Below are 16,512 nucleotides of genomic sequence, written 5' to 3'. Positions count from 1 at the left end.
CCATGGGTATACCCGTGTACAAACGCATTCTCGACCTGTTCGAGGCCGAGGGCGTCAACACGCTGTTCGGCATCCCCGACCCCAACTTCGTGCACATGTTCACCGAGGCTGACGCCCGCGGGTGGTCGGTCGTCGCGCCGCACCACGAACTCAGCGCCGGCTTCATGGCCGAGGCCGCCTCCCGGATGACCGGCAACCCGGGCCTGTGCATCGGCACGCTCGGGCCCGGCGTCGCCAACATCGCCGGCGCGATGATGTGTGCACTGGTGGAGAACTCGCCGGTGATCTTCCTCGGCGGGCAGCGCGCCCGCATCACCGAGCGCCGGGTGCGCCGCGGCCGCATCCAGTTCGTGCAGCAGGAAGGGCTTTTCGCGCCGTCGGTGAAATACAGCAGCTCCATCGAGTACGCCGACCAGACCGACGAGATCGTGCACGAGGCCATCCGTCGGGCCATGTCGGGCACCCCCGGCCCGGCCTACATCGAGTTCCCGTCGCACGTCATCCTCGACGAGCTCAACGTGGGGGAGGCGCCGGAGCCGTCCACCTACCGTCTGGTGAACCAGGGCGCCGGTGCCCGCGAGGTCGCCGAGGCCGTCGAGCTGATCCGGCAGGCCGAGCGTCCGATTCTGTTGGTGGGACACGGAGTTCACACGTCAAGGACCCAGGAGCAGGTCCGCGAGCTGGCCGAGCTGATGGCCTGCCCGGTCATTCAGACCTCCGGTGGTACGTCGTTCATCCCCGGGCTGGAGGACCGCACCTTCCCGTACCTGTTCTCCCCGGCCGCCAACGAGGCCGTCGAGCAGTCCGACCTGTGCGTGGCGTTGGGCACCGAGCTGGGTGAACCGATGCACTACGGCCGGACCCAGCACTGGGCAGGCAACGACGCCAACCGCAAGTGGGTGTACGTCGAGCAGGACCCGACCGCGATCGGTGTGAACCGGTCGTTCGACGTGCCGCTCGTCGGCGATCTGCGCGGGGTGGTGCCGCAGCTCGTCGAGGCGTTGCGGGACACGCCGCGCGCCCCGTCGGCCAATCTGGAGACCCTCGTCGATGCCGACGCCGCCGAGCTGGCCCGGGTGGCCGAGGAAGCCCCGAGCGGTCGCACCCCGGTGCACCCGGCCCGCTTCGTCGTGGAGGCCACGAAGGCTTTCAACGACTACGCGCAGGACGGCGTCCTGGTGCGCGACGGCGGCGCCACCGTGATCTTCCAGTGGACCTACTCGCAGGCCAAGCCGCGCGACGTGATCTGGAACCAGAACTTCGGTCATCTCGGCACCGGGCTGCCGTATGCCGTGGGCGCGTCGGTCGCCGAGGGCCGCACACGTCCGGTCATGCTGCTCACCAGCGACTCGGCGTTCCTGTTCCACATCGCGGAGCTGGAGACCGCGGCCAGGGAGAACGTGCCGCTGGTCTGCGTGGTCGGCGTCGACCACCAGTGGGGACTCGAAGTGGGGGTCTACAAGCGCACTTTCGAGCAGCCGTCGCCGCAGCCCGGCGTGCACTGGAGCAAGGACGTGCGGATGGACAAGATCGCCGAGGGCTTCGGCTGCCACGGTGAGTACGTCGAGAAGGAGGACGAGATCGGCCCGGCGATCCAGCGGGCCTACGCCAGCGGCAGGACCGCGGTCGTGCACGTCTGCATCGACCCGAAGGCCAACTCGGAGGAGATGCCGAAGTACGACCGATTCCGCACCTGGTATGCAGAAGGCACCCAGTAGGTCCGCGATCTAGGGAAGAGTAGAAACATGCGTGAATATCTGAAGCACTACATCGACGGCCAGTGGGTCGACCCTGTCCGGCCCAACGCGCTGGAAGTCGACAACCCGACCACCGAGGAGATCTCCGGCAGGATCGCACTGGGGTCCTCGGCCGACGTCGACCTCGCCGTCACCGCGGCGCGGCGTGCGTTCGCCACCTGGTCGCAAACCACCCGGGAGGAGCGCCTGGAGTTGCTCGGCGCGATCATGGCCGAGTACCAGAAGCGGGCAGGCGATCTGGCCGAGGCCGTCACCGAGGAGATGGGCGCACCCGCCGGGCTGGCGTCCGGGCCTCAGGTGAATCTCGGCATCGGCCACCTGGCCACCACGGTGGACGCGCTGAAGAACTTCGCGTTCGAGGAGCAGCACGGCAGCACGCTGGTGGTCAAGGAGCCGATCGGGGTGTGCGGGCTGATCACACCGTGGAACTGGCCGATCAACCAGATCGCGTGCAAGGTGTTCCCGGCGCTGGCCACCGGCAACACCATGGTGCTCAAACCGTCCGAGGTGGCGCCCTACTCGGCGCAGATCTTCACCGAGATCATCGACGCCGCAGGCGTTCCGGCCGGTGTGTACAACCTCGTGTACGGTGACGGGCCCGGTGTGGGGGCGTCGATCTCCAGCCATCCCGACATCGACATGGTGTCGTTCACCGGGTCCACCCGCGCCGGCATCGAGATCGCCCGCAACGCGGCCCCGACGGTCAAGCGGGTCACGCAGGAGCTCGGCGGCAAGAGCCCGAACATCGTGCTCGATGACGACGACTTCGCCAAGAGCGTGGCCGCGGGCACCTCGGTGATGATGGTGAACAGCGGGCAGAGCTGTAATGCGCCGTCGCGCATGCTGGTGCCGAACTCGCGGATGGACGAGGCCATCGCGGTGGCCCGCGAGACCGCGGCCGCGGTGAAGGTCGGCGATCCGTCCGACAAGACCGCGATCGGGCCGGTCGCGTCGAAGGCGCAATTCGACAAGATCCAGGGCCTGATCCAGAAGGGCATCGACGAAGGCGCCACGCTCGTCATCGGCGGCACCGGCCGTCCCGACGGCATCGACAAGGGCTACTACGTCAAGCCGACGGTGTTCGCCAACGTCACCAACGACATGACGATCGCGCGCGAGGAGATCTTCGGCCCGGTGCTGTGCATCCTCGGCTACGACGACCTCGACCAGGCCGTCGAGATCGGCAACGACACCGAATACGGTCTGGCCGGCTACGTCTCCGGCGCCGACCTCGACAAGGCGCGCGCGGTGGCGCGTCGCATCCGGGCCGGATCGGTGGCGATCAACCACGGTTTCGACATGGCCGCGCCATTCGGCGGCTACAAGCGCAGCGGCAACGGCCGCGAGTGGGGCCCGTTCGCGTTCGACGAGTTCCTCGAGGTCAAGGCCGCCCTCGGTTACGCCCCCGCCTAAGCAGGGATTTCGGTGTAGTTGGTCACGCTACGGTTGACCAACTACACCGAAATCGCGGGGTAAACGTCATGTACGAGTACGGAATCGACTTCGACGCGGTCGCCGCGATCGACATCCACACCCACGTTGAGATCGACAGCCACGGCCACCGCGCCTACGACGACGTGCTGGTCGAGGCGACCGGCAAGTACTTCAAGATGCCGCAGGGGTTGAAAGGCGTAGTCGCCGGCGTGGACGCCGTCGCCGAGCAGTACCGGCAGCACAACACCGCCGCGGTGGTGTTCACCATCGACGCCCGCCACGGTATGCGGCACGCGCCGAACTCGATCGAAGACCTGGTCGCCGGGGCCGCGCGCAACAACGACGTGCTGATCCCGTTCGGGTCCGTCGATCCGTGGCAGGGCCGCCACGCCGTGCACCGCGTCCACGAACTCGTCCGCGACCACGGCGTCAAGGGCTTCAAGTTCCACCCGAGCATGCAGGCGTTCGAGCCCAACGACCGTGCCTACTACCCGATCTACCATGCGATCGCCGAGGCCGGCGTGCCCGCGCTGTTCCACACCGGCCAGACCGGCATGGGCGCCGGGCTGCCCGGCGGCCACGGCATCAAGCTGCGCTACAGCGACCCGATGCTGCTCGACGACGTCGCCGCCGACTTCCCGGAGCTGACGATCGTGATGGCTCATCCGGCCGTGCCGTGGGTGGACGCGCAGATCTCGATCGCCACCCACAAGGCCAACGTCTACATCGACCTGTCGGGCTGGAGTCCCAAGTACTTCCCGGCGCAGCTCGTGCACGCGATGGGACGGCAGTTGCGCACCAAGGTGTTGTTCGGCACCGATTTCCCCTACATCCAGATCGACCGGTGGCGCCGCGACTTCGACACCCTCGACATCGACCCGGCGGTGGTGCCGCTGATCTACAAGCAGAACGCGCTGCGGGTACTGGGGGTCGCCTCCCATCGACCGTGATTTCGGTGTAGCTGGTCACGCCACGGTTGACCAACTACACCGAAATCGCACGAATTCGTGGAGAGGGCGATGAGTTTTTCCCGACGCGGCGGTCTGCACGGTGACCGATCCCCACCACTGAGGAGACCCGAGGAGACCGCAATGCCCGTCGCCACCACCGCCCCGTTGGGCGCACCCATCTGGATCGACCTCGCCACCTCCGACCTCGACCGTGCGCAGCAGTTCTACGGCGCCGTGTTCGGCTGGACCTTCGAATCGGCCGGCCCGGAGTACGGCGGCTACGTCACCGCATTCCGCGACGGCCACCCGGTCGCCGGGTTGATGGTCAACGATCCGCAGTGGAACGCGCCCGACGCCTGGACCGTCTACCTGCACACCGCCGACATCGAGGCGACCGTCGCCAAGGCCACCGCGGCCGGCGGCACCTCGTGTGTGGCACCGATGGAGATCCCCGCCAAGGGCTGGATGGGCATGCTGACCGATCCGACCGGCGCGTTCCTCGGTCTGTGGCAGCCGACCGGGCACCGCGGATACGGGATCGTCGGGGAGCACGGCGCCCCGGTGTATCACCAGCTGACCACCCGCGGCTACGGCGCCGCGCTCGATTTCTACCGCACCGTCTTCGGCTGGACCACCGAGACCGTGTCGGACACCGACGAATTCCGCTACAGTACGGCGCTTTTCGACGGTGAAGCGTTGGTCGGTGTGATGGACGGGAGCAACATCCCGGGTGAGGCCCCGTCGAACTGGTGCTTCTTTCTCGGCGCTGATGACGTCGACAAGACCGTTGCGCTCGTCACCGACCACGGCGGCAGCGTCGTGCGCGGTGCGGAGGACACCCCGTACGGCAGGCTCGCCGCCGTCGCCGACCCGACCGGGGCCGGCTTCAATCTGTCCTCGATCCAGGGCTGACCCTCCGGCCCGGGTCGGGGAGGGCCTGCGGCCACTCTTATCGCCGCGTACGTTAATTTCTGCCCCGCGTCAGCTGTGCCATGATCCGTAGCGAGACCCGTCCCTCGTGGAGTAAATGTCGAGGGTGTGGGTAATACCGCGACAGATATCGGCATGCATGGGGGGCCCATGAGCAGATTTCCGGACGTGGTGGTGACAGGAGTTGCCATGACGACGGCACTCGGCACGGACGTCGAGTCGACGTGGCAGGCGCTGCTGGAAGGCCGCAGCGGCATCCGCCGCCTGGAGGACTCGTTCATCGAGGAGTTCGACCTGCCGGTTCGCATCGGCGGGCACCTGCTGGAGACGTTCGACGAGCAGCTGACTCCGGAAGAGAACTGGGAACTGTCCTACGTGCAGCGGATGGCCGTGGTCCTCGGCCGCCGGGTCTGGGAGAACGCCGGCTCGCCGGACGTCGACCCGAACCGGTTGACGGTGTCGATCGGTACCGGCATGGGCGGTATCGAAGAACTCGCCTTCGCCTACGACCACCTGCGCGAACACCACCTCGAGTTGGTCAACCCTACGGTCGTGCAGCAGTACGCGCCCAGTGGGCCGTCGTCCGCGGTGGCCCTGGAACGTCATGCGAGGGCCGGCATCCTCGCCCCCGTGTCGGCCTGCGCCTCGGGGTCCGAGGGCATCGCCCAGGCGTGGCGGCACATCATCTTCGGTGAGGCCGACATCGCGATCTGCGGTGGGGTGGAAGCCCGGATCGAGGCGGTGCCGATCGCCGGGTTCGCGCAGATGCGCATCGTGATGTCGACCAACAACGACGATCCACCGGGCGCCTGCCGGCCGTTCGACAGGGACCGCGACGGTTTCGTCTTCGGGGAGGGCGGCGCACTGCTGGTCATCGAGACCGCGGAGCATGCCAGAGCCCGCGGCGCCAAGGTCCTGGGCCGGCTGATGGGCGCCAGCATCACCTCCGACGGCTTCCACATGGTCGCTCCCGACCCGAACGGCAAACGGGCCGGGTATGCGATGTCCCACGCCGTCGAGCTGGCCGGGTTGTCGGCCACCGACATCGACCACGTCAACGCCCACGCCACCGGCACCACCGTCGGCGACGTCGCCGAAGGGGTCGCCATCAACTACGCGCTCGGCGGGCACAAGCCCGCCGTCTACGCACCCAAAGGAGCTCTCGGCCACTCGGTCGGGGCCGTCGGTGCGGTCGAGTCGATCCTGACGCTGCTGGCGCTGCGCGACGGCGTCATCCCCGCGACGCGCAACCTGAAGAACCTCGACCCGGAGATCGACCTCGATGTGGTCGCCGGTGAGCCGCGGCACGGTGACTTCAAGTACGCGATCAACAACTCGTTCGGCTTCGGCGGCCACAACGTGTCGCTGGTGTTCGGCAGGCCGTGAGGACAGCCGTCAGGTCTTGACGAGCGTGAACTGTCCCAGCTCGCTGATGCCGCGGTTGAAGAAATCGCTGCAGCCGGTCAGGTACTTCATGTACCGCTGATAGACCTCCTCGGAGGTGGCCGCGACCGCTTCGTCGTGGTGGGCCTCCAGCGCCTGCGCCCAGGTGTCGAGGGTGCGCACGTAGTCCTGGTTGAGGAACTGCGTCTGCTCCAGCGTGAACCCCGCGTCCGCGGACAGCTCGACGATGTTCTCCTCGCTCGGCACCGAGCCGCCCGGGAAGATCTCCTTGGCGATGAACCGCATGAACTTCAGGTCGGACATCACGATCGGGATGCCCATCTCCGGCCACTTCTTCAGCGGGTGGCCGAGGATGGCCTGCAACAGCATGCGCCCCCCGCGGGGCAGCGCGCGGCTGCACATCTGGAAGAACGGCGCGTAGCGCTCCTGGGGGAACGCCTCGATCGCCTCGATGCTGACGATGCGGTCGACCGGTTCGTCGAACTGTTCCCAGCCCCGCAGCAGAATGCGACGGGACCGCTCGGTGTCCAGCCCGTCGAGGAGTTCCTGCGCGAATCTGCACTGGTTGCGGCTCAGGGTCAGGCCGACGACGTTGACGTCGTACTTCTCGACCGCGCGCTGCAGCACCGAGCCCCAGCCGCAGCCGATGTCGAGCAGCGTCATGCCGGGCTTCAGCTCCAGCTTGCCCAGCGCCAGGTCGATTTTGGCCATCTGCGCCTCGGCCAGCGTCACGTCGTCGCGCTCGTAGAACGCGCAGCTGTACGTCCGGGACGGATCCTGGAACAGACCGAAGAAGTCGTCGGAGAGGTCGTAGTGCGCCTGAACCTCTTCGAAGTGGGGTTCCATGTTCTTACCTGCCGCGGGCGGGTTCACCGAGCTCTTGGCCATCCCCGACCAACCTCCATCCGGAAAGCGGACTTTCGTTGCGTGCGTCTGTGATCAGGTAACGCGTGTGCCCGAAATCGCCTACACCCCTGACTTCTCACAGGTGAACTGGACGACGTCGGTGTAGCCGTCGCGGAACAGGTCCGCACAGCCGGTCAGATACTTGTAAAACCGCTCGTAGATCTGCTCCGAGGTGATCGCGATGGCCTCGTCCTTCTTGTCTTTGAGGTTCGAAGCCCACGTATCGAGCGTCTTGACGTAGTGCGGCTGCAGGTGCTGCTCGCGGGTGACCGTGTAGCCGTTGCGCGTCGCGGCGTCGGTGACCTGAGCGGCCAACGGAAGACGCCCGCCGGGGTAGATCTCGTCCATGATGAACTTGATGAAGCGCACGTTCGACATGGTCAGAGGCAGCTTCTTGGCTTTGATCTCTTCATCGCTGGGGATGATGATCGTGTGCAGCAACATGACCCCGTCGTCGGGCATCCAGCTGAACGTCTTCTTGAAGTAGTCGTCGTACTTGTTGAAGCCGAAGTGCTCGAAGGCGCCGATGGACACGACGCGGTCCACCTTGCCGTCGAACTCCTCCCACGGCTGCAGCCGAACTTCCATCTTTCGGTCGGTCTTGAGCTGCGGGAACCTGTTCTGCTCGATGTGCTGTTTCTGGTTCTCCGACAGTGTCAACCCGATGACGTTGACGTCGTACTTCTCGACCGCGCGCGCGATCGTCGACCCCCAGCCGCAGCCGATGTCGAGCAGCGTCATCCCGGGCTCCAGGCCGAGCTTGCCCAGCGACAGATCGACCTTGGCGAGCTGAGCCTCCTCCAAGGTCATGTCGTCGCGCTCGAAGTAGGCGCAGCTGTAGGTCTGCGACGGGTCCTGCCACAGCTTGAAGAAGTCGTTGGAGATGTCGTAGTGGAATTGCACCTCGGTCTTGTCCGAGCCGCGGGTCTGGGCGGCGGACTTGGACAACCAGGCAGATTCTGCGGTTTTGTTCGCTTGGTCAGTCGAGCTGTTAGCCATTTAGACGTCCTGTCGGCGCAGATGAATCACGCCCGGGCGGGGCGCTGGTTCTCTACTACCCAGCCTGGGGAACGTGAAACGGTCCGCATCCGAATGTACGCGGCCACCCCCGCACATCAAGCGCCCCACGCCCAATGGCGACAAGATGGGTGACATGGTCACTGCAGGGGTCTACCTCAAAGCGTGCATCAACGGCGCGCGCACTCCAGACCAGCATCCCCGGCTGCCCGTCACGCCCGACCAGCTGGCAGCCGAAGCGGTGGCCGCCCATCGGGCCGGCGCCAGCGCGGTGCACATGCATCCGAAGACGGCCGACGGGGTGGATTCCCTGCTGGCGCGCGAGGTCGACGCCGCGGTCGCCGCGGTGCGGCACACATTGCCCGGTTTGCCGCTGGGCGTGACGACCGGCTACTGGGCGCTGCCGGATGCCGAGCAGCGCCTGCGGGCCGTCGAAAGCTGGAGTGTCCTGCCGGACTTCGCGTCGCTGAACTGGCACGAGCCCGGCTCGCCGGAGCTGGCCAGGCTTCTGCTCAGCCGCGGGCTCGGGGTCGAGGTCGGCCTCTTTCACGCCGACGCGGCGCGGTCCTGGGCGGCCTCCGACGTCACGCAGCACTGCATGCGCGTGATGGTCGAATTGGGGGCCGACGGCGACACCACCACCGCCGACGAACTGTTGGGCATCGTCGCCACGGCGGGTTCGCCGGCACCCGTGCTGTTGCACGGGCTCGACGAAAGCTGTTGGCCGTTACTGGAACACGCGCGTGTACGGAGAGTGCAGACCCGCATCGGGATGGAGGACACCCTGGTGTTGCCGGACGGGTCCACCGCCGAGGGCAACGCGGCGCTGGTCGCGGCCGCGGTCGAGCTGCTCAGTCGGTAGCCGCACCGAGCGCGAAATCGGCGAAATCGAATCCGGGCACCACCACGCAACTCACCAGGCACGGTTGGCCGTCGCGGGGCCGGGCCCGCTGCCAATGCCCGGGCGGCACCACGAACTGCGGAGTCTCGCCCGCCTCGATGTCGGCTCCCAGCAGGTGGACGATCGCGGATTCCTGGTGGGCGCCGACCTCGAGCTGAAGCGGCCCGCCGGAGTGGTAGAGCCACAGTTCGGCGCTGCGGACCGTGTGCCAGGCCGACTGCTGGCCCGGCATGAGCAGAAACAGGATCGCGGTGCCGGCATTGCGGCATCCGGTGTAGTCCGGCGGCAGGACCGACTGCGGAATCGTCAGATCGCTGCGCCACGTCTCCTTGAACCAGCCGCCCTCGGGATGCGGTGAGAAGTCCAGACGACGCGCCCATTCGGGGAGATCGCTCATCGGCTCACTTTAGTAGGCTTCCGCCATGGGTCGCGCGCTTCCGGGGTGGCTGGTCGCGCTGTGCGCGCTGCTGGTCGCCGTCACTGCCTGGTTGCCGTGGCTCACGTCGGCCGAAGGCGGTGGCCGGGCCAACGCGATCGGCGGGGTCGCCGGTGCGATGCCGGTGCCCCCTCCGGCGTTCGGTGTCGGGCAACTGGTCGTGCTGTTGTCGTCGACGTTGGTGGTGGCGGGGGCGATGGCGGCACGGGGGATTTCGGGACGGATGGCTTCCACGGCGGCGCTGGCGGTTTCGGTGCTTCTCGTGGTGCTGATCGTCTGGTTCTACCGGCTCTACGTCTATTCACCGGTGTCCGCGGGCTACGGCCTCTACGTCGCCGCGGCGCTGGCGCTGGTCGCGGTACTGCTGTCGGTGTGGACGATGCTGTCGGTGTGGACATCGTCGGAGCCGATGCGATGAGCGGCTTCGTGGAGCCCGTCACGCTGACGGGTGATCGGTGGGTGAGTCTGGAACCGCTTGCCCGCGAACATCTTCCGGAGGTCGAAGCCGCGGCCGCCGACGGCGAGTTGGGCCGGCTGTGGTTCACCGGCACGCCGAAGCCGGGCGCCGCCGGAACTTGGGTCGAGATGCGGTTGGGTCTGCAACGGCCGGACACCGGGTTGACGTTCGTGGTGCGAGGGCGTGACGGCGGGCTGATCGGGTCCTCGAGCTACCTCAACGTCGACGGCCCCAATCGTCGGCTGGAGATCGGCAACACCTGGTTCGTCGAGACGGCGCGCCGCACCGGCGTCAACACCGAGACGAAACTCCTGATGCTGGGACACGCGTTCGACGAGTTGGGCTGCGTCGCAGTGGAGTTCCGCACCCACTACTTCAACTTCGCCAGCCGTGCCGCGATCGAGCGGCTCGGCGCCAAGCTCGACGGCGTGCTGCGCAGCCATCAACTGCTGCCCGACGGATCCCGGCGGGACACCGTGGTGTACTCGATTCTCGACATCGAATGGCCTGCTGTGCGGTCCAACCTGCGATTCCGGTTGGACCGCAACAGCTGACCGCCGGGGTTACCCGGCTTCGACCGTGGTCGGCTGGATGGACTTCTGGTTGCCGGTGTGGCTGATCTCGATCTTGCGCGGTTTGGCCTTCTCGGCGACGGGAATCGTCACGGTCAGCACGCCGTTCTCGTAGGTCGCCGAAATCGCCGCGGTGTCAACGCCATCGCCGAGCGACAGCTGTCTGCGGTAGCTGCCGAAGAACCGCTCGTTGGCCAGCCACTGAGTCGATTCTTCCGACCGTGCGGTGCGGTGGGCCGAGATGGTGAGCGTGCCGTTGTCGACGTTGACGTCGACCGAACCGGGATCCACGCCGGGAAGGTCGGCGGTCAACACGTAGTGGTCGTCGATCTTGCAGAGGTCCATCGGCATGAACCGAGGGCTGCGACTTGATCCGGTCTGGCTGGTCAGCAAGCCCCGGGTCAAGGCGTCAAGGTCACTGAACGGATCAAAGCGGAGCACAGCAATCCACCTCCTATGTCACTCAGAGCCCGCCACCCCGGCGGGCAGCCAAATCACTGTGCACCCGCGAGATTAGCACTCGAGCTGTGAGAGTGCCAGACCTATTCGAGGTCGATTTCGGCGGCGGTCGCCACCGCCGCGGTGCGCCCGGGCGCGGCCTGATACGACCAGTACAGGTTGGTGTGGGCGATGACCGCCTCGACCGGAGGGGCGCCCCACTGCGTCTTGTCGCCGGCGGTATGGGCGTCGCCGACAAGGGCGACGTCGTAGCCGCGGGTGAAGGCGCCATGGAGAGTGGACCGCACACAGGCGTCGGTCTCCGCGCCCACCACGACGAGTCGGCCCACTCCGCTGTCGGTCAAGACCTGCTCCAGGTCGGTGTCCTCGAAGGCGTCGCCGTAGTGCTTCTCGATGACCGGCTCGCCGTCGTCCGGTGACATTTCGGGCACTATCTGCCAGCCGTCGCTTCCCCGGACGAGGTCGGCGTCGCTGTGCTGCACCCACACCACCGCAACGCCTTTCGCGCGTGCCCGGCGGACCAGGGCCGCGATGTTGGCCACCACCTCGTCGCGCCGGTATGCGCCCTCGACCACGGCGGTCTGCACGTCGACGACGAGCAGCGCGGAGTTGGGCCGATTGTCCAGAGTTGTCATGGCGGCCATTGTGGACCGGTTCGCGCCCTCAGGAAACCGGGAGTACCTGTTCTGCGCGCAGGCGGTTCCCGCACTGATCGCACACCAGCACCGGGGCGAACCGTCGGTCGCAGGCGGTGTGGGTCAGCAGCACCGCGGGCCCCTCGGGGGACGGGAACCACCGCTGCGCCCACGCCAGCGCGCACACCAGCACCGGGAAGAAGGCCAACCCCTTCTCCGTGAGCCCGTAACGGCCGCCGCTCTGGCCGAGGATGTTCTCGTCGGTGAACACCGACAACCGGTCGGCGATGGTGGCGGGCGGCGCGCCCAGTTGCGCCTGGAAATCGGTGAACCGGCCGACGCCGACGAACGCGGCGACCAGCAGCGCGAACGCCCACCGGTCGCCGACGACGCTCATGGTCTGGGGAAACAGCAGCGCGGCACCGGAGCGGCGGCCGCTGGACCGTCGACGATTGGTGCCCGACGGGATGGAGCGCTCCCACGACCCACTCGGGCCCCACTGTGCGGCAACGTCTTTCCCGCTCGCCGGGCCGTCACACGCGCGGCAGGTCACCACGGGCTGGAACGGTCTGCCGCAGGTGGCGTGGTGCATCCGGGGCAGCGGTTCGGCGTGCTCGGGCACCCAGCGGCGCTCCCACTCCCAGATCGACGTCAGCATCGGCCACAGGGAGCGACCCATGCTGGTCGGCAGGTACTCCGAGCGCGGCGGGTTGCTCTGGTACTGACTGCGGATCAGAAGCCCGTCGGCGGTCAGCGACTGCAGCCGGCCGGACAGCACGGTGTTGGACACCGGCAGCGCGGCCGCAAAATCCCCGTAGCGCCGGGCCCCCAGCAGTGCGCGCTGCACGATGAGCAGCGTCCACTCGTCGCCGAGCAGGCTGAGCATGCGGGCGACGGCATTGGGGGTGCCGGCCAATTACAGGCCGATCGCGCCGGCCGCCGAGTCGCTCTCGCGCCATTGCGGCAGATCGGCTCCCGGCGCCCAGGTCGAATGTGTGCCGCTGGAGATCCGTTCGGGCAGTTGCAGTTTGCATACCGGACCGTCACCCACCCGCGCCGCGTCGAACACCAGGCAGTACGACGCGTCGGCCGCCATGTCGGTGGTCAGGGTGACGAGGTACCCGTCGTCTTCGGCGGCCGAGCCGCCAATGTGGGCGGCGGCCGAGCCGCCAATGTGGGCGGCGGCCGAGCCGCCAATGTGGTCAGCGGCCGCGCTGCCCACGCGGGGTGCCATCGCGGTCTCGCTGCCGTAGACACCGTCCCCGAACCCGTAGCGCTGCTCGGTGCCGGTGTGCAGGTCGTGCCGGACCAGGCCGTCGAACAGGAACCACCCGGGCTTGCCCGTGGCCGCATACGTGTAGCGGTAGGGGCGCCCGGAATACGCGGGGTTGATCATGCCGAACTCGGTGATGCTGTCCGACAGCTGCTCTTCGCGGGCCTCGCCGGTGACCAGGTTGAACCGCCACCGGTGCAGCCGGGTCTGCATACCGTCCAGTGACAGGCTGCGGAAGATCTGCCGCCATTTGCCGCTCATCCCGTTGTCGACTCCGTCGGTGGGCTCGGGATCGCCCTGGAAGAACCCGTCCAGCACGATCTCGTCGCCGTCCTCGTAGGCGTTGGGGAAGTGCAGCACGTAGGTGGGAGCGGTCTCGAACCACTTGATCTGCGAGGTGTCGCCGCGGCGGGGGACCACGGCGAACCGCGACGGCATGTCCCGGTGGAAACGCGGGAAGTGAATGTTGTGTTCGAGCAGTCCGGTGTCCCAGAACAGCGGAAAGTCGTTGAGTATCACGTAGTTCTCGGTGAACGCCATGTCGTGCGGCAGCCGCGGCCCCGGCAGCGGGACATCGACGTTGTGCACCACCTCGCCGGCCGGGCTGACCACGCCGTAGCGCATGTAGGGCGCCTGCTTGCTGTAGTTGAAGAACAGCAGCTCACCGGTGTGGTCGTCGATCTTCGGGTGGGCGGACACGCCCCAGTCGGACGGGAACGTGCCGTGCCAGTCCTCCTTGCCGAGGGCCGCGCCGGTGCGCGGGTCGATGCGGTAGAGATCGCCACACTGGTAGTGGCTGGTCAGCGCGACACCACGGTGCACCACGACGTCGGTGGAGGACGCGTCCTTCATCAGGGTGCGCGCACCCCACCCGTAGTCGCGGCGGGCCAACTCGAGGGGCTCGGCGATGCCGGGCCACAGCGGACCGCCCGCTTCGTTCTCTTCGGCGAACGCGTCGGTCCGGACGAACCTGTTGCGGTAGAACGCTTTCCCGTCACGGAATCCGACGATGTGCAGCATGCCGTCGCCGTCGAACGGGTGGTAGTACTTCAGCGCCGGGTGCAGCGGGTTCTCGGTGTTGCGCAGGTACACGCCGTCGAGGTCGTCCGGGATCCGGCCCTCGACGACCTTGAGGTCGTCGTCGTCCCATTCGGTGGTCTGCGGCCGCCACGGACCGGTCCGGTAGGGGTGGTCGTCATCCTCGGGCAGCGTCGAGAGGAACTTGCCGACGATCTCGGGGTGGCTGTGCAGACTCATGGTGTCCTTCCGACGACGAAGCTGACGGTGGTGGCGGTGCTGCCGCCGAAGTTCAAGGTGCCGAACGTCTTTGCGCCGTCGACCTGGTAGTCGCCCGCGGTGTCGCTGACCTGCCGGGCCGCGTCGAGCAGCATCCTGACCCCGGAGGCGCCGACCGGGTGGCCGCCGCCGATCAGGCCGCCGCTGGGGTTGATCGGGAGCGTGCCGCCGAGCGCGATCTCGCCGTGCTCGATCGCCTTCCACGACTCGCCCGGGGCCGTCAGGCCGATGTGGTCGATGGCCAGATACTCACTCGGGGTGAAGCAGTCGTGGACCTCGAAGCCGTCGACGTCGTCGAGGGTGACCTCGGCGCGGCCGAAGGCGTCGAGCACGGCCGCCCGGACGTGGGGGAACACGTACGGATCGCCGGCGGAGTGGTCCAGCTTCTGCTGCAGACCCAGGCCGACGGTGCGGTGTCCCCAGCCGTCGATGCGGCCCAGCGGACGCGCGGTCGGGTGATCGCGCAGCCAGTCGTCGCTGACCAGGACCACGCCGGCGCCGCCGTCGGTGAGCTGGCTGCAGTCCAGCCGGCGCAACCTGCCCTCGATGACGGGGTTCTGGGTGTCATCGGCGCTCACCCGCTCGGGCACGGCCCAGGTGCGGGTCTGAGCGCGTGGGTTGGTCTTGGCGTTGGCGAAGTTCAGTGATGCGATGGCGTGCAGGTGGCTCTCGTCCAGCCCGTAGCGGCGGTCATACTCCGCGGCGACGGTCTCGAACATGTAGGGCCACATGTACTTTGCCTGCTGGCCTTCGTGACCGGTCCACGCCGCCGACCCGAGTATCGAGGTGGCCTCGTCGCCGGGAACTGTCTTCTCCAGCTCCACGCCGACCACGAGAGCGCTGGTGTATGCCCCTGAGCGCAGGTCGGCGATCGCCGCCAGCGCCGCGACGCTGCCCGACGCGCACGCGGCTTCGTGGCGCACCGCCGGCGTGCCCCACAGCCCGTCGTTGACCGTGGCGGGCATGGCGCCGAGGTGGCCCTGCCGGGCGAACAGCCCGCCGAAGGCATTGGCGACGTGGACCACGCCGATGTCGGCCGCGTCGACGCCGGACGCTTCCAGCGTCGCCTCGACGACCTCGGCGGTCAGACCGGCGAAGTCCAGTCCCTCGCGGTCGTAGTTACGTGCGAAGTCGCTCTGGTAGCCGCCCAGAATCCACACACCCGTCGAACTCACAACGGTACCGTACTACAACTAACGGAGTGACTGGAAGGGCGGCCTCGCCGGCACGCAGTCTGAACCGACGAGACCTCGACAGGGGCGACGGTCGACCGCCGCCACTGTCTGCGGCCCTGCATTGCCCACACATTCCCAGCGCAAACCCCGATGCCGTGTATGCGGCGGGCGAGATGGGAAGTCTGTCCCCATGACCGAAACGTCGAGCCACGCGTTGGCCCAGCGGATGGCCGAGCTCGCCAGAACCGTGGCGTCCCCTCGCCGCGTCGAGGATGTGCTGTCCGACGTCACCAGGGAAGTCATGGATCTGATCCCCGGCGTCGACGCGGCGGGCGTGCTGTTCGTCGGTGCGCAGGGCCGTTTCGAATCGGTGGCGGGCACGTCGGAGCTTCCGCACCGGCTCGACGAACTGCAGATGAAGTACCGGCAGGGGCCGTGCCTGGAGGCCGCGCTCGACAGCCTGATCGTACGCACCGACGATTTCCGCACCGAGCAGCGCTGGCCGCTGTATTCGGCCGCGGCCGCCGAACTGGGAGTGCTCAGCGGTCTGTCGTTCAAGCTCTACACGAGCGCGCGGACCGCGGGCGCGCTGAACCTGTTCGCCCTGAAACCGAATGCGTTCGACGCCGACGCCGAGACGATCGGCGCCGTGTTCGCTGCGCATGCGGCCGCCGCGATCATGGCCAGCCGGGAGAACGAACAGCTGCAGTCGGCACTGTCGACGCGGGACCGCATCGGTCAGGCCAAGGGCATCATCATGGAGCGCTACGACGTCGACGACGTCACGGCGTTCGAGATGCTGCGCCGGCTGTCGCAGGACAGCAACACCAAGCTCGTCGAGGTCGCGGCCAAGGTCATCGAGACCAGGGGCACGTGAATCGCGGGACGCCACCGGCTCGGTGGCCTCAAC

At 67.6% G+C, this 16,512-nt stretch carries 17 protein-coding genes; 9 read left to right on the top strand and 8 right to left on the bottom strand.

Translation table 11 applies throughout. The features are described 5' to 3' along the window. The first annotated feature begins 2 nt into the window (after positions 1-2). From BN976_RS13330 to BN976_RS13310, 5 genes are all read left to right on the top strand, one after another. The gene (locus BN976_RS13330; RefSeq protein ID WP_036371183.1) at positions 3-1,718 is read left to right on the top strand and encodes a thiamine pyrophosphate-binding protein; all 1,716 of its coding nucleotides are present in this window, start codon (positions 3-5) and stop codon (positions 1,716-1,718) included. Between the two features lie 27 nt (positions 1,719-1,745). Further along, complete coding sequence (locus tag BN976_RS13325) at positions 1,746-3,170, top strand: aldehyde dehydrogenase family protein (protein ID WP_036371180.1); 1,425 nt, start codon at positions 1,746-1,748, stop codon at positions 3,168-3,170. A 68-nt stretch (positions 3,171-3,238) separates the two neighbouring features. Then, positions 3,239-4,141: an amidohydrolase family protein gene (locus BN976_RS13320; protein WP_036371178.1), complete on the top strand. Its 903-nt coding sequence runs from the start codon at positions 3,239-3,241 to the stop codon at positions 4,139-4,141. A 141-nt stretch (positions 4,142-4,282) separates the two neighbouring features. Then, positions 4,283-5,053 carry a VOC family protein gene (locus BN976_RS13315; protein ID WP_036371175.1) on the top strand — a complete coding sequence of 257 codons (771 nt, stop codon included), beginning with the start codon at positions 4,283-4,285 and terminating at the stop codon, positions 5,051-5,053. A gap of 168 nt (positions 5,054-5,221) precedes the next feature. Beyond that, positions 5,222-6,457 carry a KasA/KasB family beta-ketoacyl-ACP synthase gene (locus BN976_RS13310; RefSeq protein ID WP_011782094.1) on the top strand — a complete coding sequence of 412 codons (1,236 nt, stop codon included), beginning with the start codon at positions 5,222-5,224 and terminating at the stop codon, positions 6,455-6,457. Between the two features lie 9 nt (positions 6,458-6,466). On the opposite strand, the gene BN976_RS13305 is transcribed toward BN976_RS13310, so the two are convergent. Both BN976_RS13305 and BN976_RS13300 read right to left on the bottom strand, forming a co-directional pair. Continuing rightward, entirely contained in the window at positions 6,467-7,363 is an 897-nt protein-coding gene (locus tag BN976_RS13305) for a cyclopropane mycolic acid synthase family methyltransferase (RefSeq protein ID WP_051558417.1), read from the bottom strand. 78 nt (positions 7,364-7,441) lie between these two features. Continuing rightward, the gene (locus BN976_RS13300) at positions 7,442-8,380 is read right to left on the bottom strand and encodes a cyclopropane mycolic acid synthase family methyltransferase (RefSeq protein WP_011782092.1); all 939 of its coding nucleotides are present in this window, start codon (positions 8,378-8,380) and stop codon (positions 7,442-7,444) included. Positions 8,381-8,534: 154 nt separating this feature from the next. Between BN976_RS13300 and BN976_RS13295 the strand changes: the two genes are divergently transcribed. Beyond that, positions 8,535-9,260, top strand: a complete 726-nt coding sequence (locus BN976_RS13295) for a 3-keto-5-aminohexanoate cleavage protein (RefSeq protein WP_109489606.1) — start codon at positions 8,535-8,537, stop codon at positions 9,258-9,260. Here BN976_RS13295 and BN976_RS13290 read toward each other — a convergent pair. After that, entirely contained in the window at positions 9,250-9,696 is a 447-nt protein-coding gene (locus tag BN976_RS13290; protein WP_011782090.1) for a cupin domain-containing protein, read from the bottom strand. The two genes, BN976_RS13295 and BN976_RS13290, sit on opposite strands and share 11 nt — an antisense overlap. Positions 9,697-9,721: 25 nt before the next feature. On the opposite strand from BN976_RS13290, the gene BN976_RS13285 reads away from it, so the two are divergent. Continuing rightward, the gene (locus tag BN976_RS13285) at positions 9,722-10,153 is read left to right on the top strand and encodes a hypothetical protein (RefSeq protein ID WP_011782089.1); all 432 of its coding nucleotides are present in this window, start codon (positions 9,722-9,724) and stop codon (positions 10,151-10,153) included. Next, positions 10,150-10,746: a GNAT family N-acetyltransferase gene (locus BN976_RS13280; protein WP_036371455.1), complete on the top strand. Its 597-nt coding sequence runs from the start codon at positions 10,150-10,152 to the stop codon at positions 10,744-10,746. Before BN976_RS13285 ends, BN976_RS13280 begins: the two co-directional genes overlap by 4 nt. Positions 10,747-10,755: 9 nt before the next feature. On the opposite strand, the gene BN976_RS13275 is transcribed toward BN976_RS13280, so the two are convergent. From BN976_RS13275 to BN976_RS13255, 5 genes are all read right to left on the bottom strand, one after another. Then, positions 10,756-11,205, bottom strand: coding sequence for an Hsp20/alpha crystallin family protein (locus BN976_RS13275; protein ID WP_011782087.1), 450 nt, complete (start codon positions 11,203-11,205; stop codon positions 10,756-10,758). A gap of 101 nt (positions 11,206-11,306) precedes the next feature. Then, positions 11,307-11,858, bottom strand: coding sequence for an isochorismatase family protein (locus BN976_RS13270; RefSeq protein ID WP_036371454.1), 552 nt, complete (start codon positions 11,856-11,858; stop codon positions 11,307-11,309). 28 nt (positions 11,859-11,886) lie between these two features. Further along, positions 11,887-12,744: a winged helix-turn-helix transcriptional regulator gene (locus tag BN976_RS13265; protein ID WP_036371453.1), complete on the bottom strand. Its 858-nt coding sequence runs from the start codon at positions 12,742-12,744 to the stop codon at positions 11,887-11,889. A 30-nt stretch (positions 12,745-12,774) separates the two neighbouring features. Beyond that, positions 12,775-14,388, bottom strand: coding sequence for a carotenoid oxygenase family protein (locus BN976_RS13260; RefSeq protein ID WP_011782084.1), 1,614 nt, complete (start codon positions 14,386-14,388; stop codon positions 12,775-12,777). After that, positions 14,385-15,602: an acetyl-CoA acetyltransferase gene (locus tag BN976_RS13255; protein WP_011782083.1), complete on the bottom strand. Its 1,218-nt coding sequence runs from the start codon at positions 15,600-15,602 to the stop codon at positions 14,385-14,387. The genes BN976_RS13260 and BN976_RS13255 overlap by 4 nt, the downstream gene beginning before the upstream one ends. Before the next feature lie 190 nt (positions 15,603-15,792). Here BN976_RS13255 and BN976_RS13250 point away from each other — a divergent pair, with 190 nt between their 5' ends. Beyond that, complete coding sequence (locus BN976_RS13250) at positions 15,793-16,479, top strand: GAF and ANTAR domain-containing protein (protein WP_036371166.1); 687 nt, start codon at positions 15,793-15,795, stop codon at positions 16,477-16,479. Positions 16,480-16,512 lie beyond the last annotated feature (33 nt).

Source organism: Mycolicibacterium austroafricanum, from assembly GCF_000612725.1.
In the GTDB taxonomy this organism is placed as follows: domain Bacteria; phylum Actinomycetota; class Actinomycetes; order Mycobacteriales; family Mycobacteriaceae; genus Mycobacterium; species Mycobacterium austroafricanum.
Note: the sequence above shows the minus strand (reverse complement) of the source record. Positions and strands in the feature narration are given on the sequence as shown.

Bases quoted from the DNA above. Each gene is read 5' to 3' on its own strand.
- BN976_RS13330 (WP_036371183.1), top strand. From the start codon at position 3: ATGGGTATACCCGTGTACAAACGCATTCTCGACCTGTTCGAGGCCGAG.
- BN976_RS13325 (WP_036371180.1), top strand. From the start codon at position 1,746: ATGCGTGAATATCTGAAGCACTACATCGACGGCCAGTGGGTCGACCCT.
- BN976_RS13320 (WP_036371178.1), top strand. From the start codon at position 3,239: ATGTACGAGTACGGAATCGACTTCGACGCGGTCGCCGCGATCGACATC.
- BN976_RS13315 (WP_036371175.1), top strand. From the start codon at position 4,283: ATGCCCGTCGCCACCACCGCCCCGTTGGGCGCACCCATCTGGATCGAC.
- BN976_RS13310 (WP_011782094.1), top strand. From the start codon at position 5,222: ATGAGCAGATTTCCGGACGTGGTGGTGACAGGAGTTGCCATGACGACG.
- BN976_RS13305 (WP_051558417.1), bottom strand. From the start codon at position 7,363: ATGGCCAAGAGCTCGGTGAACCCGCCCGCGGCAGGTAAGAACATGGAA.
- BN976_RS13300 (WP_011782092.1), bottom strand. From the start codon at position 8,380: ATGGCTAACAGCTCGACTGACCAAGCGAACAAAACCGCAGAATCTGCC.
- BN976_RS13295 (WP_109489606.1), top strand. From the start codon at position 8,535: ATGGTCACTGCAGGGGTCTACCTCAAAGCGTGCATCAACGGCGCGCGC.
- BN976_RS13290 (WP_011782090.1), bottom strand. From the start codon at position 9,696: ATGAGCGATCTCCCCGAATGGGCGCGTCGTCTGGACTTCTCACCGCAT.
- BN976_RS13285 (WP_011782089.1), top strand. From the start codon at position 9,722: ATGGGTCGCGCGCTTCCGGGGTGGCTGGTCGCGCTGTGCGCGCTGCTG.
- BN976_RS13280 (WP_036371455.1), top strand. From the start codon at position 10,150: ATGAGCGGCTTCGTGGAGCCCGTCACGCTGACGGGTGATCGGTGGGTG.
- BN976_RS13270 (WP_036371454.1), bottom strand. From the start codon at position 11,858: ATGACAACTCTGGACAATCGGCCCAACTCCGCGCTGCTCGTCGTCGAC.
- BN976_RS13265 (WP_036371453.1), bottom strand. From the start codon at position 12,744: ATGCTCAGCCTGCTCGGCGACGAGTGGACGCTGCTCATCGTGCAGCGC.
- BN976_RS13260 (WP_011782084.1), bottom strand. From the start codon at position 14,388: ATGAGTCTGCACAGCCACCCCGAGATCGTCGGCAAGTTCCTCTCGACG.
- BN976_RS13250 (WP_036371166.1), top strand. From the start codon at position 15,793: ATGACCGAAACGTCGAGCCACGCGTTGGCCCAGCGGATGGCCGAGCTC.